Source organism: Shimia sp. FJ5, from assembly GCF_032918335.1.
GTDB classification, from domain to species: domain Bacteria; phylum Pseudomonadota; class Alphaproteobacteria; order Rhodobacterales; family Rhodobacteraceae; genus Shimia; species Shimia aestuarii_A.
On record NZ_JAWJUV010000002.1, the window covers coordinates 26,499 to 49,355 of the forward strand.

Annotated in this window: 22 protein-coding genes; 10 read left to right on the plus strand and 12 right to left on the minus strand. The window is 61.8% G+C overall.

The features are described 5' to 3' along the window. Window positions 1–107 precede the first annotated feature (107 nt). Window positions 108–2,879, minus strand: coding sequence for a formate dehydrogenase subunit alpha (fdhF, locus tag R1W01_RS06690; protein ID WP_297755085.1), 2,772 nt, complete (start codon window positions 2,877–2,879; stop codon window positions 108–110). Window positions 2,880–3,050: 171 nt separating this feature from the next. On the opposite strand from fdhF, the gene R1W01_RS06695 reads away from it, so the two are divergent. Then, a complete protein-coding gene (locus tag R1W01_RS06695; protein ID WP_243613557.1) occupies window positions 3,051–3,710 on the plus strand; it encodes a histidine phosphatase family protein in 660 nt (219 codons plus the stop codon). Window positions 3,711–3,792: 82 nt separating this feature from the next. Here the strand turns inward: R1W01_RS06695 and R1W01_RS06700 are convergent, their stop codons facing one another. Further along, complete coding sequence (locus R1W01_RS06700) at window positions 3,793–3,978, minus strand: zinc-finger domain-containing protein (RefSeq protein WP_243613558.1); 186 nt, start codon at window positions 3,976–3,978, stop codon at window positions 3,793–3,795. Between the two features lie 87 nt (window positions 3,979–4,065). Here R1W01_RS06700 and R1W01_RS06705 point away from each other — a divergent pair, with 87 nt between their 5' ends. Continuing rightward, complete coding sequence (locus R1W01_RS06705) at window positions 4,066–4,998, plus strand: ABC transporter ATP-binding protein (protein WP_243613559.1); 933 nt, start codon at window positions 4,066–4,068, stop codon at window positions 4,996–4,998. Here R1W01_RS06705 and R1W01_RS06710 read toward each other — a convergent pair. Next, window positions 4,995–6,572: a DUF5928 domain-containing protein gene (locus R1W01_RS06710; RefSeq protein ID WP_297755081.1), complete on the minus strand. Its 1,578-nt coding sequence runs from the start codon at window positions 6,570–6,572 to the stop codon at window positions 4,995–4,997. The two genes, R1W01_RS06705 and R1W01_RS06710, sit on opposite strands and share 4 nt — an antisense overlap. A 148-nt stretch (window positions 6,573–6,720) precedes the next feature. On the opposite strand from R1W01_RS06710, the gene R1W01_RS06715 reads away from it, so the two are divergent. After that, window positions 6,721–7,539 carry a sulfotransferase family protein gene (locus R1W01_RS06715; RefSeq protein WP_243613561.1) on the plus strand — a complete coding sequence of 273 codons (819 nt, stop codon included), beginning with the start codon at window positions 6,721–6,723 and terminating at the stop codon, window positions 7,537–7,539. 55 nt (window positions 7,540–7,594) lie between these two features. On the opposite strand, the gene dapA is transcribed toward R1W01_RS06715, so the two are convergent. Continuing rightward, window positions 7,595–8,467 carry a 4-hydroxy-tetrahydrodipicolinate synthase gene (gene dapA, locus R1W01_RS06720; RefSeq protein ID WP_297755076.1) on the minus strand — a complete coding sequence of 291 codons (873 nt, stop codon included), beginning with the start codon at window positions 8,465–8,467 and terminating at the stop codon, window positions 7,595–7,597. A gap of 163 nt (window positions 8,468–8,630) precedes the next feature. Here dapA and R1W01_RS06725 point away from each other — a divergent pair, with 163 nt between their 5' ends. Then, entirely contained in the window at window positions 8,631–10,580 is a 1,950-nt protein-coding gene (locus tag R1W01_RS06725) for a lytic transglycosylase domain-containing protein (RefSeq protein ID WP_297755073.1), read from the plus strand. A 2-nt stretch (window positions 10,581–10,582) separates the two neighbouring features. Here the strand turns inward: R1W01_RS06725 and R1W01_RS06730 are convergent, their stop codons facing one another. Both R1W01_RS06730 and mnmD read right to left on the minus strand, forming a co-directional pair. After that, window positions 10,583–11,449: a DMT family transporter gene (locus R1W01_RS06730; RefSeq protein ID WP_297755070.1), complete on the minus strand. Its 867-nt coding sequence runs from the start codon at window positions 11,447–11,449 to the stop codon at window positions 10,583–10,585. Then, the gene (gene mnmD / locus R1W01_RS06735) at window positions 11,446–12,120 is read right to left on the minus strand and encodes a tRNA (5-methylaminomethyl-2-thiouridine)(34)-methyltransferase MnmD (RefSeq protein WP_297755067.1); all 675 of its coding nucleotides are present in this window, start codon (window positions 12,118–12,120) and stop codon (window positions 11,446–11,448) included. The genes R1W01_RS06730 and mnmD overlap by 4 nt, the downstream gene beginning before the upstream one ends. A 57-nt stretch (window positions 12,121–12,177) precedes the next feature. Between mnmD and R1W01_RS06740 the strand changes: the two genes are divergently transcribed. Then, window positions 12,178–13,212, plus strand: coding sequence for an NAD(P)/FAD-dependent oxidoreductase (locus R1W01_RS06740; RefSeq protein ID WP_297755063.1), 1,035 nt, complete (start codon window positions 12,178–12,180; stop codon window positions 13,210–13,212). A 10-nt stretch (window positions 13,213–13,222) separates the two neighbouring features. On the opposite strand, the gene R1W01_RS06745 is transcribed toward R1W01_RS06740, so the two are convergent. Next, the gene (locus R1W01_RS06745; RefSeq protein ID WP_317275170.1) at window positions 13,223–14,005 is read right to left on the minus strand and encodes a MaoC family dehydratase N-terminal domain-containing protein; all 783 of its coding nucleotides are present in this window, start codon (window positions 14,003–14,005) and stop codon (window positions 13,223–13,225) included. A gap of 62 nt (window positions 14,006–14,067) precedes the next feature. Here R1W01_RS06745 and R1W01_RS06750 point away from each other — a divergent pair, with 62 nt between their 5' ends. Beyond that, window positions 14,068–14,466, plus strand: a complete 399-nt coding sequence (locus R1W01_RS06750; RefSeq protein WP_297755057.1) for a VOC family protein — start codon at window positions 14,068–14,070, stop codon at window positions 14,464–14,466. Here the strand turns inward: R1W01_RS06750 and R1W01_RS06755 are convergent. The 3 genes from R1W01_RS06755 to R1W01_RS06765 form a co-directional block, all read right to left on the minus strand. After that, window positions 14,463–15,023, minus strand: a complete 561-nt coding sequence (locus R1W01_RS06755) for an NADPH-dependent FMN reductase (protein WP_317275171.1) — start codon at window positions 15,021–15,023, stop codon at window positions 14,463–14,465. The genes R1W01_RS06750 and R1W01_RS06755 overlap by 4 nt on opposite strands. A gap of 103 nt (window positions 15,024–15,126) precedes the next feature. Further along, on the minus strand, window positions 15,127–15,777 hold the full coding sequence (locus R1W01_RS06760; RefSeq protein WP_243613570.1) for an OmpA family protein: 651 nt from the start codon (window positions 15,775–15,777) through the stop codon (window positions 15,127–15,129). A gap of 117 nt (window positions 15,778–15,894) precedes the next feature. Continuing rightward, entirely contained in the window at window positions 15,895–16,743 is an 849-nt protein-coding gene (locus tag R1W01_RS06765) for a bifunctional helix-turn-helix domain-containing protein/methylated-DNA--[protein]-cysteine S-methyltransferase (RefSeq protein WP_297755052.1), read from the minus strand. 132 nt (window positions 16,744–16,875) lie between these two features. On the opposite strand from R1W01_RS06765, the gene nth reads away from it, so the two are divergent. Both nth and R1W01_RS06775 read left to right on the plus strand, forming a co-directional pair. Further along, window positions 16,876–17,520, plus strand: coding sequence for an endonuclease III (nth, locus tag R1W01_RS06770; protein ID WP_297755049.1), 645 nt, complete (start codon window positions 16,876–16,878; stop codon window positions 17,518–17,520). After that, on the plus strand, window positions 17,517–18,500 hold the full coding sequence (locus R1W01_RS06775) for an adenosine kinase (protein WP_297755046.1): 984 nt from the start codon (window positions 17,517–17,519) through the stop codon (window positions 18,498–18,500). The genes nth and R1W01_RS06775 overlap by 4 nt, the downstream gene beginning before the upstream one ends. Before the next feature lie 163 nt (window positions 18,501–18,663). Here the strand turns inward: R1W01_RS06775 and ubiB are convergent, their stop codons facing one another. Beyond that, on the minus strand, window positions 18,664–20,196 hold the full coding sequence (gene ubiB / locus R1W01_RS06780) for a 2-polyprenylphenol 6-hydroxylase (protein ID WP_297755044.1): 1,533 nt from the start codon (window positions 20,194–20,196) through the stop codon (window positions 18,664–18,666). Continuing rightward, on the minus strand, window positions 20,193–20,945 hold the full coding sequence (gene ubiE / locus R1W01_RS06785; protein ID WP_297755041.1) for a bifunctional demethylmenaquinone methyltransferase/2-methoxy-6-polyprenyl-1,4-benzoquinol methylase UbiE: 753 nt from the start codon (window positions 20,943–20,945) through the stop codon (window positions 20,193–20,195). Before ubiE ends, ubiB begins: the two co-directional genes overlap by 4 nt. Before the next feature lie 123 nt (window positions 20,946–21,068). On the opposite strand from ubiE, the gene mutM reads away from it, so the two are divergent. Together mutM and R1W01_RS06795 are read left to right on the plus strand one after the other, a co-directional pair. Beyond that, window positions 21,069–21,920 (plus strand): bifunctional DNA-formamidopyrimidine glycosylase/DNA-(apurinic or apyrimidinic site) lyase, encoded by an 852-nt coding sequence (gene mutM / locus R1W01_RS06790; RefSeq protein ID WP_243613576.1) that lies wholly within the window; start codon window positions 21,069–21,071, stop codon window positions 21,918–21,920. Window positions 21,921–21,984: 64 nt separating this feature from the next. Continuing rightward, entirely contained in the window at window positions 21,985–22,761 is a 777-nt protein-coding gene (locus R1W01_RS06795) for an enoyl-CoA hydratase (protein ID WP_297755037.1), read from the plus strand. Window positions 22,762–22,857: the final 96 nt, after the last annotated feature.

Here is a 22,857-nt window from a genome sequence, read left to right on the forward strand (position 1 = left end):
TACTCTGTGAAAATACGCCCGACGAAGACGCCCCCAAAAGAAGCGGGAGTCGCATCCGAACGGATACGACTCCCTTACCACCCGCGGATGGCGAATTGCAAAAAGGCTTACTCCGCCGCGATCTGTTCTGCCGCCTCAACCCGCACCGCTGAGAACTTGAACTCGGGGATCTTGCCATAGGGGTCGATGGCCGGGTTGGTAAGCACGTTGGCCGCCGCCTCGACATAGGCGAAGGGTACGAACACCATGTCCTCGGCCACAGCCCGGTCGGCCCGCGCCATGATCTCGATGGATCCGCGCCGCGTTGTCAGGCGCACCATGCCGCCCGGCTCGACCCCAAGACGGCGCAGCGTCTTGGGATGCAGGGAACAGTTGGCCTCCGGCTCGACCGCGTCGAGCACCATCGAGCGCCGCGTCATCGACCCGGTGTGCCAATGCTCAAGCTGCCGCCCCGTGGTCATGACCATCGGGAATTCCGCGTCTGGCGCCTCGTCCGGTGGGATAACGGCGGCGGGTGTGAACCGCGCTTTGCCCTCGGTGCGCGGGAATCCATCGCCGAACACAATCGCCTGACCGGGATCTTCCGGGCTCAACGACGGATAGGTAACGGTCTCGGTCTTGAGGCGCTCCCACGTGATATTGTTGAGCGACGGCATGGTGCGCTTCATCTCGGCAAAGACTTCGCTCACGTCCGCATAGGGCCAATCAAGACCAATGCGGCGGGCAAGCTCGACCGTGATCGCCCAGTCTTCGCGCGCCTCACCCGGCGGCGTGACGGCAGGGCGCACACGCTGGACCTGACGATTGGTGTTGGAGACCGTGCCGTTCTTCTCATAAAGCGCCGAGGCCGGCAGGATGATATCGGCAAAGTTCGCCGTCTCAGTAAGGAAGATATCCTGCACAACAAGGAGGTCGAGCTTGGCAAAGGCATCGCGCGCATGTTCGACATCGGGGTCGGACATGGCCGGGTTTTCGCCTTGGATATACATGCCCTTGATGTTGCCCGCATAGACCTGATCCACGATCTCGGTCACGGTCAGGCCCTTCTCGTTCGAGAAATCCCCCATGCCCCAGACCTCGGAGGCCAGCGCACGCGCATCATCATCGGTGACCGATTTGTAGTCGGGCAGGAACATCGGGATAAGCCCCGCATCCGACGCGCCCTGCACGTTGTTCTGACCGCGCAGCGGGTGCAGGCCTGCGCCCGGCTTGCCAACATTGCCCGTCATAAGCGCCAGCGAAATGAGGCAACGCGAATTGTCCGTGCCGTGGATATGCTGCGACACACCCATGCCCCAGAAGATCATCCCGGCCTTGCCTTCCGCAAAGGTCCGCGCGACTCGGCGGAGTTGCTCTGGGGAAACGCCGCAGATCTCGCTCATCGCCTCGGGGCTGAAGCCCTTGAGGTGCTCGCGCTCCGCGTCCCAATTCTCGGTCCAGCGGTGGATATACTGGCTATCGTAAAGGCCCTCTTCGACGATCACATGCATGATCGCGTTGAGCATCGACACATCCGCGCCGGGGCGGAACTGCACCATCTCGGTCGCGAACCGACGCAAGCCAACGCCGCGCGGGTCCATCACGATGAGCTTGCCGCCGCGCTTGGTGAACTGTTTGAAATAGGTCGCGGCGACGGGGTGGTTCTCGATCGGGTTGGCCCCGATGATGATCGCCACATCCGCGTTCTCGATCTCGTTGAACGTCGCGGTCACAGCGCCCGACCCGACGTTTTCCATCAGCGCCGCAACCGACGACGCGTGACAAAGACGCGTGCAGTGGTCGACGTTGTTATGGCCAAAGCCCTGTCGGATGAACTTCTGGAAGAGATAGGCCTCTTCGTTGGTGCATTTCGCCGAACCGAACCCGGCGACGTTGCGCGGGTTCTCGTCACGCAGGTCCATGAACCCTTTGGCCGCGAGATCAAGCGCCTCGTCCCAGGTCGCCTCGCGGAAATGGGTCGAGAGATCACCGGGATCGACGTTGAGCCCCTTCGCCGGGGCATCCTCGCGCCGGATAAGCGGCTTGGTGAGGCGATGTGGGTGGTGGATATAGTCGAACCCGAACCGCCCCTTGACGCAGAGACGGCCTTCGTTCGCCGGGCCGTTGATGCCCTCAACGTATTTGACCTTCCCGTCCTTGACCTTGAGGCTGACCTTGCAGCCCACACCACAGAACGGACAGACGCTTTCGGTCTCGCTATCGAAATCGGCGCGATCCCCGACCTGATTCTCGTCCACCACGGTCGCGGGCATGAGCGCGCCCGTCGGACAGGCCTGCACACATTCACCGCAAGCCACACAGGTCGAAGCGCCCATCGGATCGCTGATGTCGAAGGTGGGATAGGCGTCATGTCCACGGCCTGCCATGCCGATCACGTCATTGACCTGCACTTCGCGACAGGCCCGCACGCAAAGACCACAAGAGATACAGGCGTCGAGATTGACGCTCATTGCCACGTGCGAATCGTCCAAGAGCGGGATGCGCCCCTCTTCGATCTTGGGGAATCGGCTCTCGGTGACGCCGTTGAGATCGGCCATGTCCCAAAGATGGGCGGATTTGTCATGTGCGTCCTCGCGCGGCGGCTGATCCGCGACAAGCATCTCGACCACCATCTTGCGCGCGCTTTCGGCGCGGCTGGAATTGGTGGTGACAACCATGCCCTCGGCGGGTTCGCGAATGCAGGACGCAGCCAGCGTGCGCTCACCCTCGATCTCGACCATGCAAGCCCGGCAATTGCCATCGGGGCGATAGCCCGGTGCGGGCTTGTGGCACAGATGCGGAATCACGAGACCGCGGCCATTGGCGACTTCCCAGATGGTCTCGCCGGCCTGAGCCTCGACGGTTTCTCCATCCAGCGTGAAGGTGATGGTCTTGGACATGACAAACTCCCTATTCGCGGCCACTCTATCCTAGCATAGCCGGAACGCGAGTCGTCCAATCCGACAAGCCAATGCCGATTTGCGCCAAGGCGCACGCGACGGAACAGGTTTTCCCCCTTCCGCTTCACGCCCCGAAACAGTAGGCAAAAGCGGCAAGTTGAGAGGTTCCCGATGCCCCACATCACCCTTGTGCGCCACGGCCAAGCCAATACCGCGGCCCGCGACGAAATCAGCTATGACAGGCTCTCTGATCTCGGCCATCAGCAGGCCCGCTGGCTCGGCGCGCATATGGATGCGACGGGGGATCGGTTTCAGCGTGTCTATTGCGGCACCATGCGACGCCACGAAGAAACGGCGCAGGGCATGAATGTCGCCCCCGAGGCCGCGATCATCCGCGATCCACGCCTCAACGAGTTCGCCTATTTCACCCTTTCACAGCTCATGGAAGAGCAACACGGCCTCTCAGTCCCGTCCGAGCGCGAAGAGTTCGTGCGCCACCTGCCTGCGGTGCTTGGCGCATGGGAACGGGGCGAGATCGAGGGCGCGCCGGAGAGCTTTGATTCGTTTTATGGCCGCATCCGTGACGCCATGGCAGAAATCGCCGCCGGAGAAGGCCGCGCGCTTGTCGTGACCTCGGGCGGGCTTATTGGCACGGTATTGCGGCAGACGCTTTCGCTTGATGTGACGGGCTGGGCCTCTATGTGCCTCGCGATCATGAACACCTCGGTGCATCGCTGGCAGATGGTTCTTGATAAGCCGCTTCTGGTGCAATTCAACGGCGTCCCGCATCTCGAGACGCCAGATCGCCACCACGCGCAAACGCATCTTTGACAAAGAAAAAAGGGCCTGCGAAAGCCCTTTCACGCGATGTCGAAATCACGTCAGACGCGCCTTCGACGGCGCTTGGCGAGGATTAGGCCGCTGCGTCGTCGGCAATGCTCGTGTGGATGAACTTGCAGTCGCAATAGGGGCATTCGACCCAGCCTTGTTCGCGCGGAATCTGCAGGTAGACGCGCGGATGCCCAAGCGCGCCTTCACCGCCATCACAGGCCACCTTGTAGCTGTCTACGATCTTGGTCTCGGGGGCTTCGGTTGTCATCTTTGCTGGATCCTTCCGGTTGTCGTTCCGCTCTGGCTTGGATATGCGCAAATATGCGGCAAGCACAGCGTCGGAGCAAGAGCAGCCATGTCACAGAATGCCATCGAAATTCGCAACCTGCGCAAAACCTATCGGGGCAACAAGGGCACACCTCCCAAAGAGGCCCTCAAAGGTGTCGACCTCGACATCCCAAAAGGCTCGATCTTTGGCCTGCTCGGTCCCAACGGGGCAGGCAAATCCACGATGATCAACATTCTTGCCGGCCTTGTTGTGAAATCCTCTGGGGCGGTGCGTATATGGGGCTTCGATCAGGATCAGAACCCGCGCCAGTCTCGCGCCGCGATCGGGGTCATGCCGCAGGAACTCAACCTTGATCCGTTCTTTACCCCGCGTGGTACGCTCGAGGTGCAGGCCGGTCTTTATGGCGTTCCCAAAGCCCAGCGCCAAAGCGACGCCATCCTCGAGATGGTAGGCCTCTCAGACAAGGCCGAGGCCTACGCCCGTACGCTTTCAGGCGGGATGCGCCGCCGTCTCCTGCTTGGCAAGGCCTTGGTCCACGAGCCGCATATCCTCGTCCTTGATGAGCCAACCGCGGGCGTCGATATCGAACTGCGCCAGATGCTCTGGAGCAATATCCGTCGCCTCAACGAAGAACGCGGCATGACCATCATCCTGACAACGCATTACCTCGAAGAAGCCGAGGAGATGTGTGACGAGATCGCGATCATCAACCACGGCGAGCTTGTGGCGCGCGACAGCACCTCGAACCTTCTAGGACGTCTCGACCAGCGCACGCTTCTGATTGACCCCGCCGCGCCGCTTCCGGCCTTGCCGGAGCTTGCCGGAATCACGGTCGAGACCCGAGGCGACGGCACATTGGCCCTGACCTACCACGCCAAGGAAAAGAACGCGGGCGATGTGCTTGAGATGTTGCGCGAGGCAGGGGTGCGCATTCGCGATATCCGCACCGAACAGGCCGACCTCGAAGATGTCTTCCTGTCGCTGACCGCCTCGCACTAATCCTCGAAAAGGTGTTGCGTGCTGGCGATGGCTTCGGCGCTGTCGCGATCAACCGATAGGAAATCCATCAGAACACCGATGTGATCGTCGGTGCTGTCGATCTCGCGCATGCGCACGTGATTCTCGAAGTTCGCATCGCGGATTCGGTCGCTCTCGAGCACCATGTCCTGACGGATCGTCGGCAGGATGCGTTCGATCGTTTCCTGCGGCGTCTGTGACCCGGCAAGCCCGATCCGCGTTGCGTGACCGATGAGGTAATCATCCGAGAACTTGCACTGAATCTCGAGAAGCCGCGTGCGCGACCGGTCTCCAAAGAAATCGTACAACAGGTCAAGCGAGGACGGATCGAGGCAGACCACGAGCCGGTTCGTATCGTAATAGTCAAACAGCATCCGCATGAGGGCACGGCGATGTCGTGTGCGTTTGCCAAGCGTGCCCTGAATGCCGCCGAGATCGGGCAGCGGCGTGCTTTCTTCGTTGAAGAGATAGGCAATCGACGGCACGCCGGTCTGGGCGTGGATGCTCTCTAGAAGACGCTTGGCGACGTGCCATTTCTTGCACACGATGATCATCAGCTCGCGGTCGCGCCCGAGCGTCGATTCCGTCTCCCAGAAGCGCGTTGCAAACCGTCTCCCGATCCGCCCGCGCCCGGTCAAAAAGCGGAACAGGCTCGGCCCCTCCGCCGAAATCTGGAACGACACACCAGTTTCACCAAACAGCGTCCCAAGCCGCTCTTTCAACTCGACCGCTTCAGAGCTGATCTTGCGGGCGAAAAGGAAATCCTGACTCAAAAGCAGATCATAGTGATCGTTGTAAAAGGTAAGCGGCATCCCGTAGTCGGTAAACATCAGGAAAGTGAGCGTCCGGGTGCGGATTTCCTTTTCCGGCACAAGATGGCGCACGATGGTCTGAAAGAACGTTTCGTCCGGGATCCACGTGGTCCGAAAGAACCGCATCACATCTCGGCGCGCACGTTTGAAATCAAGAACCTTTTCAATGGTTTCCCGCCGCAGACACCACCATTGCGATCCAATCTGCACTTGGATATCTGCCGGAATCTCGCGAGTCAGGCCAAAGCGTTTCTGGAAATTATAGGTGGTGTAGAACCGCCATTTCTGGGTCCGTTCGTTGAACCAATGCCGATAGATCAGGCGGTCTTTCTTCATCCCCGTCTTGATCCAGTCGCTTTCGAAGAAATCGAAACTCTCGATCCAATCGCAATCGTTCTCGTCGAGATAGCTATGGATGTAGTCAGCGGTCTTGATCGGCTGGCAATCGCCCGACAGCATGTAGAAATGCGTTGCCCGCGGAAAGGTCTCGACAGCGGCCTCAACGGCGTAAAGCGTCGCCTCGACGAGGGACCACTCGCCCCAACCGCATTTGATCCGCCGCTTGGCAAAGGCGACATTGGGATTGTCCTTGAGCCCCTCGCGGATCGTCTCAAACGCCTCGCGCTTGGCCCGCGCATCGAAATGGATCGAGATATAGTCGCCCTTCGATGTGAGCATCTGGGCCTGTTTGACAATCGCCTCCGGGTCTTTGTGACAGAGTAGAATGAAGGCGATTTTTGCCATAACGGAAACCTGCACCCTGGATTTACATTGATTGTTTACCTCAATAATGCTGAACGGACGTTGAATAAACAGGATTTCTTTGCTTTTTTATCCCCAAATCAAACTGTGGCCGCTTTGTCGGACGACAGGATAATCGGAGACAATCTATATGGGCTTTCCCGGGACTTGGATGACCGAGAGCGAAACCGTCGTGTATCGGGTCGTTCCCAAATGCGCCTGCTCGACCATCGGCCAGATCATGTACTACTCCGATCATGGCGAATTCTTTGATGGCGATATCCACGATGCCGAGGGTGGTATCCACAAGTGGGCAATCGAGGCGAGTCAGGAGCCGATCACGCGGAACGTCGTGGGGCATGAATCCTACGCTTTCACCTGCGTGCGCAATCCCTACACGCGCATCCTGTCCTCCTTCTTCGACAAGATCTGCGGCATTCAGCGCAACGGCCGCCGCTATCGCGGCAACCTCGTGCCGACGCTGGTGCAGAAATACGGGATCGAGGTTGGCGGCGACGATGGCAAGCAGGAGTTCGACCAGATCAAGAGCTTCCGCCGCTTCCTTCTCTTCGCCCGCGACACCATCCGCTGGCGCCGCCCGATGGATCCGGACATTCATTGGTCCGCCATGTCGGGCCATGTCTCGACCTTCATCGTCAATGGCGGACGCTACAACAACATCTTCTGGACCGAGAAGTTCAACGAAGGCATGCAATCCGTCCTCGACGCGATCGAGACGCCGCATTCCGTCGATCTCGAGCAGATCCCGCGCTTCAACGAATCCGAGGGCCACGGCCCCAAGCGCGCGCACCCGGTCGAAGACTATTTCGACGACCTGTCGATGCATCTCGTCTATGAAATCTACAAGCGCGACTTCCAGCTCTTCAAATACGATTTCGAAGACCCGTCCAACAAGATGCCCATCGGCGAGATCGACCTCGACGAGATCCACGCCAAGCTTGGCGACTGAACGACAAAGCCGCGCCCCTTAGGGACGCGGCCTTTCTCTTCGATCTCGGAAATCCTCAGATCAGGCCGGCATGCGCCATCGCGGCATCGACCTGCGCGCGCACCGCGTCGGAAAGCCCAACAAGCGGAAGGCGTACTTCCTCGTTGCAAAGACCAAGCTTCGACATGGCGTATTTCGCCCCGACAAGCCCCGGCTCGGCGAAGATCGCGATATGGAGCGGCATCAGGCGGTCCTGATACTCAAGCGCCTTGGCATAGTCGCCCGCAAGCGTCGCCGCCTGGAACTCGGCACAGAGGCGCGGCGCAACATTCGCGGTCACAGAAATACAGCCCACACCGCCATGCGCGTTAAAGCCAAGCGCAGTCGCATCCTCGCCCGAAAGCTGGATGAAATCTTTGCCACAGGTGATCCGCTGTTGCGGTACGCGGGCAAGATCGCCCGTCGCATCCTTGACGCCGACAATGCGCGGCAGCTCGGCAAGCTTGCCCATCGTCTCGGGACTCATGTCAATGACCGACCGGCCGGGGATGTTGTAAATGATGATCGGCAGTTCACAGCAATCATGCACCGCGGTGAAATGCGCGATGAGGCCCTGCTGCGTCGGCTTGTTGTAATAGGGCGTCACGACAAGAATCGCGTCCGCACCAACCTTTTCCGCGTGTTGAGCAAGGCGGATCGACTCAAGCGTGTTGTTCGATCCTGCCCCGGCAATGACCGGCACCCGGCCCGCTGCGGCGCGCACGACTTCCTCGACCACCTGCTCGTGCTCGCGGTGCGTGAGCGTCGGGCTCTCGCCAGTGGTGCCGACCGGCACGAATCCGCTCGTGCCTTCACCGATATGCCATTCCACGAGTTTCTTGAGCGTCTCAATATCCAGCTCGCCGTTCGTGAACGGCGTGACGAGTGCGGGAATAGACCCTTTGAACATGACACGCTCCTTTTCTGCGGTGTACTGGCGAAACGCCCGGTTGATTTCAAACCGCGCGGACCCTACCCCTAGGGGGTGGTCTTGCCAAGTTTGTGATTTGTGGCACGACCCGCGCAGATTTATGGTTCGGTTCTATCCTTTGTCACATTGGAAAATGCAAGACATGTTGCGCCTTCTTCCCGTTGTTTTCGTGACCTTCCTGACCGCAATCCCCGTTGCGCTCAGCGCCGAGACCCCGATTGCGCGTGCGCTGGACGCCGTGCGCGCCAGAGATTGGCCCGCCGCAGCCGAAGAAGTGAAGGGCGCTGGACCGGTCGCGCGCGACATCGTCGAATGGCACCGCCTGCGCACCGGACAAGGCCGCCCGAAGGAGGTGCTCGCCTTCCTTGCCCGCCGTCCGAGCTGGCCCGGGCTTCCCTATTTGCGCGAGAAATCGGAAGACGCTTTCGCCTCGGCAAGTACCAATGACCTCGCCGCGCTCTTTGCCTATGGCCCGGCCCAGACCGCCGAGGGCGTGCTCTTGCAGGCGCGTTTCCTTGAGCGACAGAACCGCGAAGACGAGGCCAAGGCGCTTGTCATCAAGGCCTGGACAAGCATGGCCGTCGGACCCGGTGCACATGATGCCTTTCTCGATCGCTATGGCCGCCTCTTGCGCGCCCATCATGAGGACCGGATGGATTTCGTCCTCTGGCAAGGCTGGGAGAACAACACCAGTCGCATGATGCCGCTGGTGAATGACGGCTGGAAACGCCTCGCCAAGGCGCGGCTCGGCCTGCGCCAGCAGGTCAATGGCGTTGATGATCTGATCGCCGCCGTCCCCGCGAATCTGCGCGATCATCCGGGGCTGAACTACGAACGCTTCCTGTGGCGCGCGCGCAAGAATCGCGACGCCTCAGCCATCGAGCTTCTCCTCTCCGAAAGCGAAGCCGGGAAACTTGGCCGCGCTGAGGAATGGGCCGGACGCCGCCGAGGCCTCGCCCGCGAAAAGATGCGCGACGGTGCCTATGGCACGGCCTATCGCATCGCCGCAACGCATGGGCTTTCGCCGGACGTGGGCTATGCCTATTCCGATTGCGAATGGATCGCGGGCTATATCGCCCTGCGCTTCCTCAACAAGCCCGGCATCGCGGCCCAACATTTCGTCCGCTTCAAACAGTCCGTCGAAACCCCGATCTCGCTTGGACGCGCGGGGTATTGGCTTGGCCGCGCCTATGAGGCGATGGGCGACGCCGAAGCGGCCCAGCGCGCCTACCGCGAAGGCGGTGAACACCAAACGAGCTTTTACGGCCTCCTCGCCGCCGAGAAGGCCGGCATGCCCCCAAGCAGCGATCTGCGCGGAGACGAGGTTTTCCCCGATTGGAAAACCGCCGCCTTCACCCAAAGCTCGGTCCATGAGGCCGCGCGCCTGCTCCTTGAGGGGGGCGAGCTTGCTCTGGCAGAGCGGTTCTGGCTCCACCTTTCCGAGACACAGGACCGCGAAACGCTTGGCCAGATGGGCACCATGGCGCAAGAGCTCGGCGCACCGCACGTCGCCGTCATGCTTGGCAAGAAGATGGCCCAGCGCGGCATCGTCCTTCCGGGGCCCTACTATGCGCTACACCCGCTGGTGAACGCCCGCCTTCCCGTGCCTCCTGAAATGGCCCTCGCCATCGCCCGCCGTGAGAGCGAATTCGACCCTTCCGTTGTCAGCGGCGCAGGGGCGCGCGGGTTGATGCAGGTGATGCCCGGCACCGCACGACAGGTCGCCGCCGCCATTGGCCAGCCCTATAGCCACGCGTGGCTGACCTCGAACCCAGAGTATAACGTGACCCTCGGCACGTCCTATCTCGCCGGGCTGGCGCGGGAATTCGATGGCAACGTGATCCTGATCTCTGCGGGCTACAACGCCGGACCAAGCCGTCCGGAACGCTGGATGCGTGAGCGTGGCGATCCCCGCCGACGCGGCGTCGATATAATCGACTGGATCGAACACATCCCCTTCTCGGAAACCCGCAACTACGTCATGCGCGTCGCCGAGAGCCTGCCGGTCTACCGCGCGCGTTTGGGGCGCAACCCCCATCCCGTGCCGTTCAGCCAGGAACTCGTCGGAAGCACCATCCGCGCCACCCGGTAGCCCTACCCCGCCTGCCGCTCCCGCCAGAGGGTAAATAGCCCTGCCGCCACGATGATCGCCGCGCCGATGGCCACGTTGGTGCGCAGCGTCTCGCCAAAGGCAAAGATCCCGAGCGCCGAGGCAAAGGGCAGTTGCAGATAGGCAAAGGGCTGCACCGCGCTGGCCTCGGCATGGTCATAGGTCTTGATCAAGAGCCAATGCCCAAGCACCCCGGTAATACAGAGCGTGATCATCCAATACCAATCCGTGCCGATGATCGGCTCCCAAAAGAACACGCCCACGGCGGTCATGCAGACCATGCCGACGGTACCCGTATAGAAAAAGCTCACAGCCGAGCCGTCATCCGTCGCGACATAGCGCGTCGCCAACCCGTAAACCGCAAACATGAGCGCGCCGACGATGGGCACGATGGCCGCGGGCGAAAAGACGCCATAGCCGGGCTGCAGGATGATGAGCACCCCGATAAGCCCGACCCCGATCGCCGCCCAACGCCGCCAGCCGACACTTTCTCCAAGGATCGGCCCCGAAAGCGCGGCAATCATCAGCGGGTAACAGATAAAGATCGCATGGGTCTCGGTAAGACCCAAAAGCGTGAAAGACACCACCGTGACGACGATCTCCGCCGCCAGTAGCGCACCGCGAAACACCTGAAGCCAGAGATGCTTGGTCTTGACCGCCTTCTTTAATCCCCCCGGACGCCGCGCCGAAAGCGCAACGACAAAGGCGGCAAAGAACCAATAGCGGATCATCACCACGAGATAGGCGTTATACTCGCTCGCCATATAGCGCGAGATGCCATCCTGCATCGCAAAGACAAAGGTCGTCAGGCACATCAACAGGATGCCGAGGCGGTTGTTCATGCCGCTCATCCGCGCTTCCTCGCAACGCTCATATGGCGCTTGCGGCCAAAGCCGGGAACGCGCGTGACATCGAACCCCGCCGCGTCGAGCCCGCGCCGCACAAACCCCGCCGCCGTATAGGTCGCCGCGCTGCCGCCCGGTTTGGTATGTCGCCCCACCTCTGCCATGAGGTCAGCGTCCCAGAGTTCCGGGTTCTTGGCCGGGGAAAACCCGTCAAGAAACCATGCATCCGCGACAAAATCCTGTTTCGCCAGCGTTTCGCGCGCATCCCCGATCACAACCCGCGCCTCGACGCCCTCAAGCGTGGCAAGCGTCGGGTCCTCCCCCCACGCAGACACGAGGCGCGCGGCATAGGGCGCAAGCTCGGGAAAGGCCTCCAGCGCGCGCGCCATCTCATCGGCGCTCATCGGAAAGCCCTCGAAACTCGTGAACCGAAGCGGCCCGTCAACGCCCGCACCCTCCCAAGCCGCCCAAGTGGTCAGAAAGTTCAGCCCCGTGCCAAAGCCCAATTCTGCAATATGAAATCCCGGCACGAAGCGTTCCGGCAGATCATTGCCCTGAAGAAACACATGCCGCGTTTCCGCAAGCCCGTTGTCGAGGCTGAAATACGGGTCGTCAAACCGCGTCGATACAGGGATAGCGCCATCGCGCCATTCCAGATTTGCTCTCTGGTCGCTCATGTCGGGATGCCTTAAACCGTCCGCGATGAGCATTGGTCCAAGGCGAGGGGTTTGGCAATGGTGGATGTGACCGTAATGGGCGCCGGGGCGTTTGGCCTCTCGGTCGCGTGGTCCTGTGTCAAACGCGGCGCCTCGGTGCGCGTGGTGGACCGCTATGGCCTCGGCTCCGGCTCGTCCGGTGGCACAGTCGGCGCGCTTTCTCCGCACACGCCCGAGAACTGGAACGACAAGAAAGAGTTTCAGTTCCAGAGCCTCATCATGGCCGAAGACTACTGGTCCGAGATCGAAGACGTGAGCGGCCTGCGCTCGGGCTATGGCCGCGTTGGGCGGCTTCAGCCAGTCATGAACGCGCGTGGCCTCGAGCTGGCCCACGCCCGCGAAGACACCGCCCGCGACCTTTGGCGCGGCAAGGCGGCATGGCGCGTGATCGAGGCTGCGGAAGCCGGCGACTGGGCACCCCTGACGCCGACAGGCTACCTCATCCACGACACGCTCTCCGCCCGCATGAGCCCGCGTATGGCCTGCACCGCTCTGGCGGCGGCGCTGCGGGCGAAAGACACTGAAATCGTCTCTAACACGGCTGAAAATGGAAAAGTGGTCTGGGCGACCGGCTGGCGCGGGTTGGTCGATCTTTCCGAGGAGATGGGCCGCATGGTCGGCAATGGTGTCAAAGGGCAATCCGCCCTTCTGCGCCTCTCGCGCCCTGACGCACCACAACTCTACGCCGACGCCGTGCATATCATCCCGCATGTGGATGGCACCGTCGCCATCGGCTCCACCTCCGAGCGCGACTTCGACGCACCGGACACGACCGACGCGCTACTCGACGAGGTGATCGCCCGCGCCTTCGCCGCCGTGCCTGCCCTCGAGGGGGCCGAAGTCATCGAGCGTTGGGCCGGGGTCCGCCCCCGCGCCAAGAGTCGTGCGCCGATGCTTGGGGCGCACCCGACCAAACCGGGGCAGTTCATCGCCAATGGCGGCTTCAAGATCGGCTTTGGCATGGCACCCAAGGTTGGAGAGGTCATGGCTGACCTGATCCTCGACGGAGAGGACAATATCCCCGAGCCCTTCAAACCCGAGGCGTCGCTCTAGAGTCCTGACCCTAACCCGCCTCGGCGATCACGCACTGCCGTCCATCCGGCCCCCGAACCCAGGCCGCATTGTCATCGCCCCAACAGAATTCGGCCCTCTCGAAATGCATGAGCGGCGCGGTCGCACGGAAAGAGAACCGCCGCAGCCCGCCAAGCCGCTTTTCGGCCAGGAGCATCAAAAGCTGCGCCAAGAGCGGCCCATGCACCACCAGCCCCTCATAGCCTTCGACATCGCGCGCATAATCGAGGTCATAGTGGATGCGATGGCCGTTAAAGGTGAGCGCCGAGTAGCGGAACAACAGGGTCGAATCGAACCCCCTCTCCTCAACATGGATCTCGTCTCTCCGCGCCCTGGGTGGCACGGGCTTTGGCGCGCCGGGCATCGGGTCTTCGCGATATACAAGGTCTTGGAACTCGGTCACGCAAAGCGCCCCCGCCTGCTCCACATCATGACGTAGTTTGACAAACCCAAGCGGCCCTGTGCGCCCTTCCTTGTGCTCGGCAGAGGCAACCGTGGTCGTTTTCACCGCCTCGATCCCGGCCTTCAGCGGCGTGTGAAACTCAAGCTGCCCACCCGCCCACATGCGGCGCGGCAATCCCATGTCGGGGATGATCCCGCCAACCTTTGGATGCCCATCCCGGCCAAGCGCGCCGGGCGGCTGTGCATCCCAGAAATAGAGATAGTGAAAAAACGGTGGCAGGGCGTCGCCCGTCCCCACCTCTGCGGGCAGGTCAAGCGCGGTCAGGCAGGCCGCCGCGCGGGCGGGATCCATGGGATCGGTTTGACGGTGCATTGAAGTCTCGGCATTGTGCATAGCCAGACGCTAAGTCAGCCCCACAGGAGGCACAAGACCGGATGACACCCTCTCTCGCCTCCCTTGATCACCTCGTCCTGACCGTCGCGGATATCCCGGCCACTTGCCGGTTCTACGAAGACGTGCTTGGCATGACCGCAACGCGCTTTTCCCCCGCCGATGGCAGTACGCGCTGGGCTCTTTCCTTTGGGGCACAGAAAATCAACCTGCATAGGGCCGGGGCGGAATTCGACCCCAAAGCCGCCTTTCCGACGCCCGGCTCGGCCGATCTCTGTTTCCTCTCCAAGACGCCGGTTTCCGAGTGGCAAGACCACCTCGCAGCCAAGGACATCCCGATAGAAGACGGCCCGATCACACGCACAGGTGCAACCGGGCCGATCCTGTCGATCTATATTCGTGATCCCGACGGCAATCTCATCGAGATCAGCAACGTGACTTAGGCGGCTGTCGCCTTGGCAACCGCGTTGCGGTGCACCTCATCGCGCAGGTTCTCCATGAGCGGCTTGAGAAGCACCTCATAATTGTCCGCAATACGGCCCTCGCCATTGAACTGATCCATCGCGGCCGCGACCATGATCTCCGGCCCATGCACAATCCGCGCCGGGAATGGTGCCATGGCAAGGCGCAGGTTGTGGAGCGCGCGTGCCCCCCCGGCCCGGCCCGCAGCGGCACTCATGATGGCAACCGGCTTGCCCGCCCAAGGTTTCACATCCGAACGGCTGATCCAATCGAGCGCGTTCTTGAGCACGCCGGGAATACCGCCGTTATATTCCGGTGTCGAAATGAGTACCGCATCCGCCGAAGCGATCTCGGCAACGAGAGTCTTCACGCTTTCGGGCAACCCCTCTGCGTCCTCGAGATCCCCGTCATAGAGCGGCAGCGCGAGGTCCGCTTCGACGAAGTCCACGTCGCCGTAAATCCGCACCGCCTCGCGCAGGAGTTTGCGGTTGGTCGAGCTTTTGCGAAGCGCCCCTGAGAGGCCAACAATCTTGGTCATTTTGGTCATCCTGATCTGCGTGTCCTAGCTTTGATACCAAAATAGACCCCCGTCCTGCGAACACAACTTCGCAAAATGAGGGGTGCCTGTGCAAATATGCAGATTAGCCCTGAGGCAGGATCACGATCTCGACCCGACGATTCTGCGCCTTGCCTGCTTCCGAAAGGTTAGACGCCACCGGATCGCTCTCGCCGCGCCCGATCGTCTCGATCCGGTCAAAGGCAACGCCCGCATCCATGAGCTTGTCCGCCACCGCCTCGGCACGAAGCTCCGAGAGGTTCTGGTTATACTCGGCCGAAGCGGTGTTGTCGGTATGGCCAATGACCTGCACGATAGAGTTCGGATATTTCTGCAGGCTCTGCGCCACCACGCGAAGGTCATCTGTCAGACCCGGCTGCACCGCGTAGCTGTCCGAGGCAAAAAGGATATCCTGCGGCAGGGTCACGATAAGGCGGTCGCCCGTGTTCTCAATCTGCACATCGTCATCAAGGTCTTCGCGCAGCTCCGCTTCCTGCTTGTCGAGCGCACTCCCGACAAGCGCCCCGGCCCCGGCACCAACCGCTGCACCCACCGCGACGTTGCTATCGGTGACAGCCGCTATCCCGGCACCAAGGATGCCGCCAAAGATCGCGCCCTGCTTGGCTTGGCGGTATTCGTCCCGCGCCTCGCCATCCCCGGTCACATAGGCCGGATCGGTACAGGCTGTGACACCGGCAAGCGACAGCGCACAAATCGACAGGATGGATTTCTTCATGACAGGGCCTCATATGCTCGTTTTGCCCACCATTGCGGTGGTTTTGGCCCAATATAAGCAAATCCCCGCCAACTCCCAAGAGGCAAGCCTGAACTGGTCGGCAGGAAGGTGCCTAGCCTACCCCGCCTCGGCCTGTGCGGTCTCATAGGCGAGCAGCGCGCGCTTGACCGGCAGACCCCAGTGATAGCCGCCCAAGCCGCCGGATTTGCGCATCGCCCGGTGGCACGGGATGAGCCAGCTCACCGGGTTGCGCCCGACCGCCGTACCAACCGCGCGCACCGCTGCGGGCTTGCCGATCGCCCGGGCGATTTCCGAATAGGTCGTGACCTCGCCCGAGGGAATCCGCATGAGCGCCTCCCAAACCTTGATCTGCAACGGCGAGCCGATCATGTGCAGCGGCGTCTTGCCCTCCGCACCGGCCTTGCCCGCATAAGCGCTCTCAACCCAAGGCCGAAGCCGCTCCGGTGCCTCGACGAATGCCGCCTCCGGCCAGCGTGACGTCAAATCCTGCATTGCTTCGGCCTCGCCCACCTCGGCGGCAAAGCCGATGCCGCAAATGCCCTTCTCCGTACCCATGACAAGCGACAGGCCAAACGGGCTCGGGAACCAGCCCCAGTAGATCACGAGCCCCGCGCCCTTGCGCGCGAACTCGCCCGGACTCATCGCCTCCCAGCGCAAAAAAAGATCATGCAACCGCCCCGACCCCGAAAGCCCCACGGCGTTTGACGTGTCGAGCGTGGTGAAATGATCATGCAAAAGCGCCTTGGCGTGGCCAAGCGTTAGGTATTGCTGAAACCGCTTCGGCGACACCCCGGCCCATTTGGTAAAGAGCCGTTGGAAATGCGCCGGGCTCATCCCCATTTCCCCCGCAAGATCCTCGAGCGATTTCGCCTCGTCACCTGCATCGATACTCTCGATCGCGCGGCGCATGACATTGAAATGATAGCCCTGCTCCATGTCGCTCATGGTCCGGTCCTCTTGCTGGCATGTGTCTATCGACAATACGCGCCTCCCCCCGACGGTTCGACCCGAATATTGCGCAAAGCTGCGGCATTGCGGGGCTTGTGCGCCCGTGTCGCCCCGTGCATGTAAGTGCGCATGGCCAAGCAACTTGATTACCACACGATCCGCGAGATCTTTACCCGCTTCCACGCCGCCGAGCAGGAACCCAAGGGAGAACTCGACCACGTCAACGCCTATACGCTCGTCGTGGCCGTGGCGCTTTCGGCGCAGGCGACCGATGCGGGCGTCAACAAGGCGACCAAGGACCTCTTCAAGATTGCCGACACACCGCAGAAGATGCTCGACCTTGGCGAAGAGCAACTGATCGAACATATCAAGACCATCGGCCTTTACCGCAACAAGGCCAAGAACGTCATCAAGCTCTCACGCATCCTTGTCGAGGAGTATGATGGCGAGGTGCCCTGTTCTCGCGCCGCGCTCGAGGGGCTTCCGGGTGTTGGCCGCAAGACGGCCAATGTCGTGCTCAACATGTGGTGGCGTTATCCGGCCCAGGCTGTCGATACCCACATCTTTCGCTTTGGCAACCGCTCCGGCGTCTGCCCCGGTAAGGATGTCGTCGCCGTCGAGCGCGCCATCGAAGACCATATTCCGGTGGATTTCCAACTCCACGCCCATCACTGGATGATCCTGCACGGGCGCTATGTCTGTAAGGCACGCAAACCCTTGTGCAGCACCTGCCTCATCCGCGATCTCTGCCTATTCGAGGAAAAAACCCTATGAGCAAGTACCAGGTTGTCGGCATCGGCAACGCCGTTGTCGATGTCATCTCGCAATCCGACGACGCCTTCCTAAGCCGCAACGGCATTCAAAAAGGGGTCATGCAGCTCATCGAGCAGGAGCGCGGCGAGATGCTCTATGACGCGATGACCAACCGCACGCAATCGCCCGGCGGCTCGGTCGCCAATACCATCGCGGGGCTTGGCAGCCTCGGCCTCTCCACCGGTTTTATCGGCCGCGTGCATGACGATGAGCTTGGCCGGTTTTACGCCGACGGCATGGCCGAGGACGGCACCGTGTTCGTCAATCCGCCGGTGCCGGGCGGCGAACTGCCGACTTCGCGCTCGATGATCTTTGTCTCGCCCGATGGCGAGCGGTCGATGAATACCTATCTCGGCATTTCCGCCGAACTTGGCCCCGAGGATGTGCCGGACGATGTGGCGGGCCAAGCCGACCTCCTGTTCCTCGAGGGTTATCTCTATGACAAGCCCAAGGGCAAGGATGCCTTCGAGGCCGCGGCCCGCGCCTGTCGCGCAGGCGGCGGCAAGGCCGGCATCGCGCTCTCCGATCCGTTCTGTGTCGAGCGTCACCGCGCCGATTTCCGCCGCCTCGTGAAAGAGCTCGATTTCGTGATCGGCAACGAACATGAATGGCAGTCGCTCTATGAAACAGACCTCTCCAGCGCGCTGGAACAGGCGGCGGCCGAGGTGGGTATCGTCGTCTGCACGCGCTCGGGTCACGATGTTGTCCTCGTGCAGGGCGACGAAGAGGCCGTGGTGCCTGTGACAGAGATCACCCCGGTCGATGCCACCGGCGCAGGCGATCAATTCGCTGCCGGGTTTCTCTATGGGGTGGCCACGGGGAAGACCCTCGAGGTTGCCGGGCGCATGGGCTGTCTCTGCGCCGCCGAGGTGATCTCGCATTACGGTGCGCGGCCCGAGGCGGACCTGCTCGAGATGTTCAAGGCCGAGGGCCTCGTCTAACGCTGGTCTCAAGCGGAGCGCGCCCTAGGGCGCGCACAGGTTTAGCAGGCCCTGCCGGGGCCTGCGATGGTCGCAACGCCGTGACCCTGCAAAGCAGGCTCACGACAACGCGACCTGGCGAGGCGCTGCCTCGCGCTCCGGAGTATTTTCACAAAGGGGAAGATCAAAGGAGCAAGAGCGCAACCGCCACCGCAACCCCCGAGGCCGCAACACCCCCTGCCGCGCCAAGCGTGATCCATGGCCAGAGGCGGCGCTTTTCATCCTGCGGCGGGCTCGCCTGTGCGATGAGCGCGGATTCGACGAGATCCGGAAGGCGCGGACCGAACCGGGCCAAGACCCTTCCTGTCTTCAGGAGATCGCGCGCAAGGGCGCGCGGGCCGAGGCTCTTCTTGATGTACGCCTCGACCTCGGGCTTGGCGACATCCCAGATGTTGAGGCTCGGATCGAGCGAGCGTGCCACGCCTTCGACCACGACCATCGTGCGTTGCAGGAGGATCAGCTCGGTGCGCGTCTCCATGCCAAAGCGTTCTGTCACCTCGAACAGGTAGGAGAGCAGCCGCCCCATGGAAATCCGCGTGGCATCCATGCCGAAGATCGGTTCTCCAACCGCACGCAACGCGCGGGCAAAGGCATCCACATCGCGATCCGCCGGGACATAGCCCGCCTCGAAATGCACCTCAGCAACGCGTTGGTAATCACGCTGGATAAAGCCGAACAGGATCTCGGCATAGACCCGGCGGGTATATTCGTCGATATAGCCCATGATCCCGAAGTCATAGGCGATGATATCGCCATTGGCCGCGACCTTGAGATTGCCCTGGTGCATGTCGGCGTGGAAGAACCCGTCGCGCAGCGCGTGGCGCAGGAAAAGCGACAGAACACGGCTCCCAAGGGCGTGCCGGTCATGCCCTGCTGCATCAAGCGCCGCGTTGTCACCAAGCGACACGCCCTCGGCCCAGCTCATGGTCATCACCCGACGGCCCGAAAGATCCCATTGAATCCGGGGCACCTGAAAGCCGGGATCGCCGGCGGTATTGTCGGAAAACTCGCTCGCACTCGCACTTTCGAGGCGCAAGTCCAACTCGCCCGTCACCACCCCGTCGAAATGTTCGATCACGTCGCGAGGGCGCAAGCGGCGCGAGGCGGGAGAGAGAAACTCGATCACATCCGCCGCGAAATAGAACGCATCGACATCCTTGCGAAAGGCGCGCTCGATCCCCGGACGCAGAACCTTGACCGCGACCTCTTCGCCGGTCTCGGCAAGCTGCGCCTTATGCACCTGCGCGATGGAGGCGGCGGCAACCGGTTCGGAAAACGCCGAGAACACCTCGTCGACCGGGCGGCCAAGCTCATCCTCGACGGCGCGCTTGGCTGTGGCAACCGGGAAGGGCGGCAGGCGATCCTGCAGCACGCGCAGCTGCGTCGCAAGCTCCGTGCCAACCACATCGGGCCGTGTCGAGAGCACCTGACCGAACTTGATATAAGCGGGGCCAAGCGCCGTCAGCGCGCGGGTGATTGGCGGCATGGCCGGGTCGCCCTTGATCCCGAGCCAACGAAACGGCCAGACCAATGTGCGCGCCGCGATACGGATCAACTTGGGCGCTTCGAACGCATCAAGGACGGCGCGCATCGCGCCTGTGCGCTCGAGCGTTGCGCCCGTCCGGATCAATCGCCAGAGATTATGCGGCCCCTTCAAATCTTCCACCCCGAATGCAGCGCCGCGATCCCCATCGAGAGGTTGCGATACTTGGCGTTCTCAAAGCCCGCCGCCTTCACCATGTCGAGGAAGGTCTCCTGATCAGGGAACTTGCGGATCGATTCCACGAGATACTGATAGCTGTCGCGATCCCCGGCAATCGCCTGCCCCATGCGCGGGATGATGTTGAAGGAGTAGAGATCATAGGCCTTCTGCATCATGTCATTGGGGATCTGGCTAAACTCGAGCACCATGAGCCGCCCGCCGGGGCGCAGCACGCGATACGCCTCGTTGAGAGCCTCCTGCGGTCGCGTCACGTTCCGAATGCCAAAGGAGATCGTGTAGACATCAAACGTATTGTCCTCGAACGGGAGCGCCATCGCATCGCCCACGACCCAATCGAGGCTCGAGGCCATCTGCTCCGCTTCGGCGCGTTTGCGCCCCTCGACAAGCATCGGCTCCGTGAGGTCGAGCACCGTGGCATGCCCGGTTCCCGCACGGTCGAGAAAGCGGAAGGAAATATCGCCCGTGCCGCCCGCCACATCGAGCAACCTCTGCCCCGGGCGCGGCGCGAGCCAATCCATCATCGCGTCTTTCCAGATGCGGTGAATTCCGACGCTCATCACATCGTTCATGATGTCATATTTCGAGGCCACCGAGCCGAACACGCCCTGCACGCGCCCTGCCTTCTCGTCCTCGCGGACAGTCTCGAAACCGAAATGGGTTGTGTTGGAGGAGGGATCACTCATGACAGACGCCTTCTTTTGTCGCGCCCTACATATAGCGCAGGACAAAGGCATACAATGCGCCGCTCTACCCTGCGCGCTCAAAAGCCGCTAAACCCTTTCGAAATTCATCCTCACGAGGCCCTCATGCCCGAACTGCCCGAAGTTGAAACCGTCCGCCGCGGCCTTGCCCCTTCGATGGAAGGCGCGGTGATTGCGCGGGCGCAGGTCAATCGCCCCGATCTGCGCTGGCCCTTTCCGGAGCGCATGGCCGAGCGCCTGACCGGGGCGCGGGTGCTGATGCTGCGGCGACGGTCGAAATATATCCTCGCGGATCTCGACACGGGCGAAACCCTCCTGATCCATCTCGGCATGTCCGGGCGGATGACGGTCTCGGGCGATCCCTTGGGCCAGTTCGTCCATGACCACCCCGCGCAAGAGAAACATGACCACGTGATCTTTGACATGGAGAACGGCGCCCGGGTGACGTTCAACGATCCCCGTCGTTTCGGCGCGATGGATCTCCTGACAACCGCCGAGGCCGACACCCACGCGCTTCTTGCGTCGCTCGGGCCAGAGCCGCTCGGCAATGCATTCGACGAAGAGTACCTCGTCCAGCGACTCAAGAACCGGCGCACGCCGATCAAAACCGCCCTTCTGGATCAACATATCGTCGCCGGTCTTGGCAATATCTACGTCTGCGAGACCCTCTACAGGGGCGGCGTGTCGCCACGTCGCAAGGCCGCGAACCTCTCGGAAAAGCGCATTCGCACCCTCGTCCCGATCATCCGTGAGGTGCTTTCGGACGCCATCGAGGCGGGCGGTTCTTCCCTGCGCGATTTCCGCCAAGCCGATGGAGAGCTTGGATATTTTCAGCATAGTTTCGATGTGTACGGTCGCGAAGGCGCGCCCTGTCACCGGTCGGGATGCGGCGGCACGATCGCCCGAATCACCCAATCGGGCCGGTCGTCCTTCTACTGCCCGCAATGCCAAAGATAGCTTGAACCACGAAGCAACAATGGTAAGGAATCGTCCCTGACCGGAACAAAGGAAAGCTTCACTCATGGCTTTTGAGACGATCATCGTCGAAATTGAGGACCACGTGGCCCTCATCAAACTGAACCGCCCGAACGCTCTGAACGCGCTCAACCAACAGCTCATTACCGAACTGGCGACGGCGCTCGAAGAGGCAGACGCCAATGACAAGGTGCGCTGTATCGTTCTGACCGGGTCGGACAAGGCCTTCGCCGCTGGCGCGGACATCAAGGAAATGTCCTCGATGACCTACGCCGAGGTGAACGCTTCGAACCTCTTTGCCTCGACCAATGATCGGATCGTGGCGATCCGCAAGCCGATCATCGCCGCTGTCTCCGGCTATGCGCTGGGCGGTGGATGCGAACTGGCCATGGCGTGCGATTTCATCATCGCCTCCGACACGGCCAAGTTCGGCCAGCCCGAGGTCAATCTCGGTGTGATCGCCGGGATTGGCGGCACCCAGCGCCTGACCCGCCTTGTTGGCAAATCCAAGGCGATGGATATGAACCTCACCGGCCGCTTCATGGACGCCGAAGAGGCCGAGCGTGCAGGTCTCGTGAGCCGCGTTGTGCCCGCCAAAAAGCTGATGGACGAAGCGATGGGCGCCGCCCAGAAGATCGCCGAGAAATCCATGATCGCGACCCGCGCCGCCAAGGAAGCCGTGAACCGCTCCTACGAGACCACGCTCGCCGAGGGTCTCTTGTTTGAGCGCCGCCTCTTCCATTCTCTGTTCGCGACCGACGATCAGAAAGAAGGCATGGCCGCCTTCATGGAAAAGCGCACCGCGCAGTTCCGCGACAAGTAACTCAAAGCGCGACTAACCCATCATGAGGGCAGGCTTCGGCCTGCCCTTTTTGTTGGCGGGAGGGCCTTGCAACCTCCGGGTTCGGTCCGATCCGGT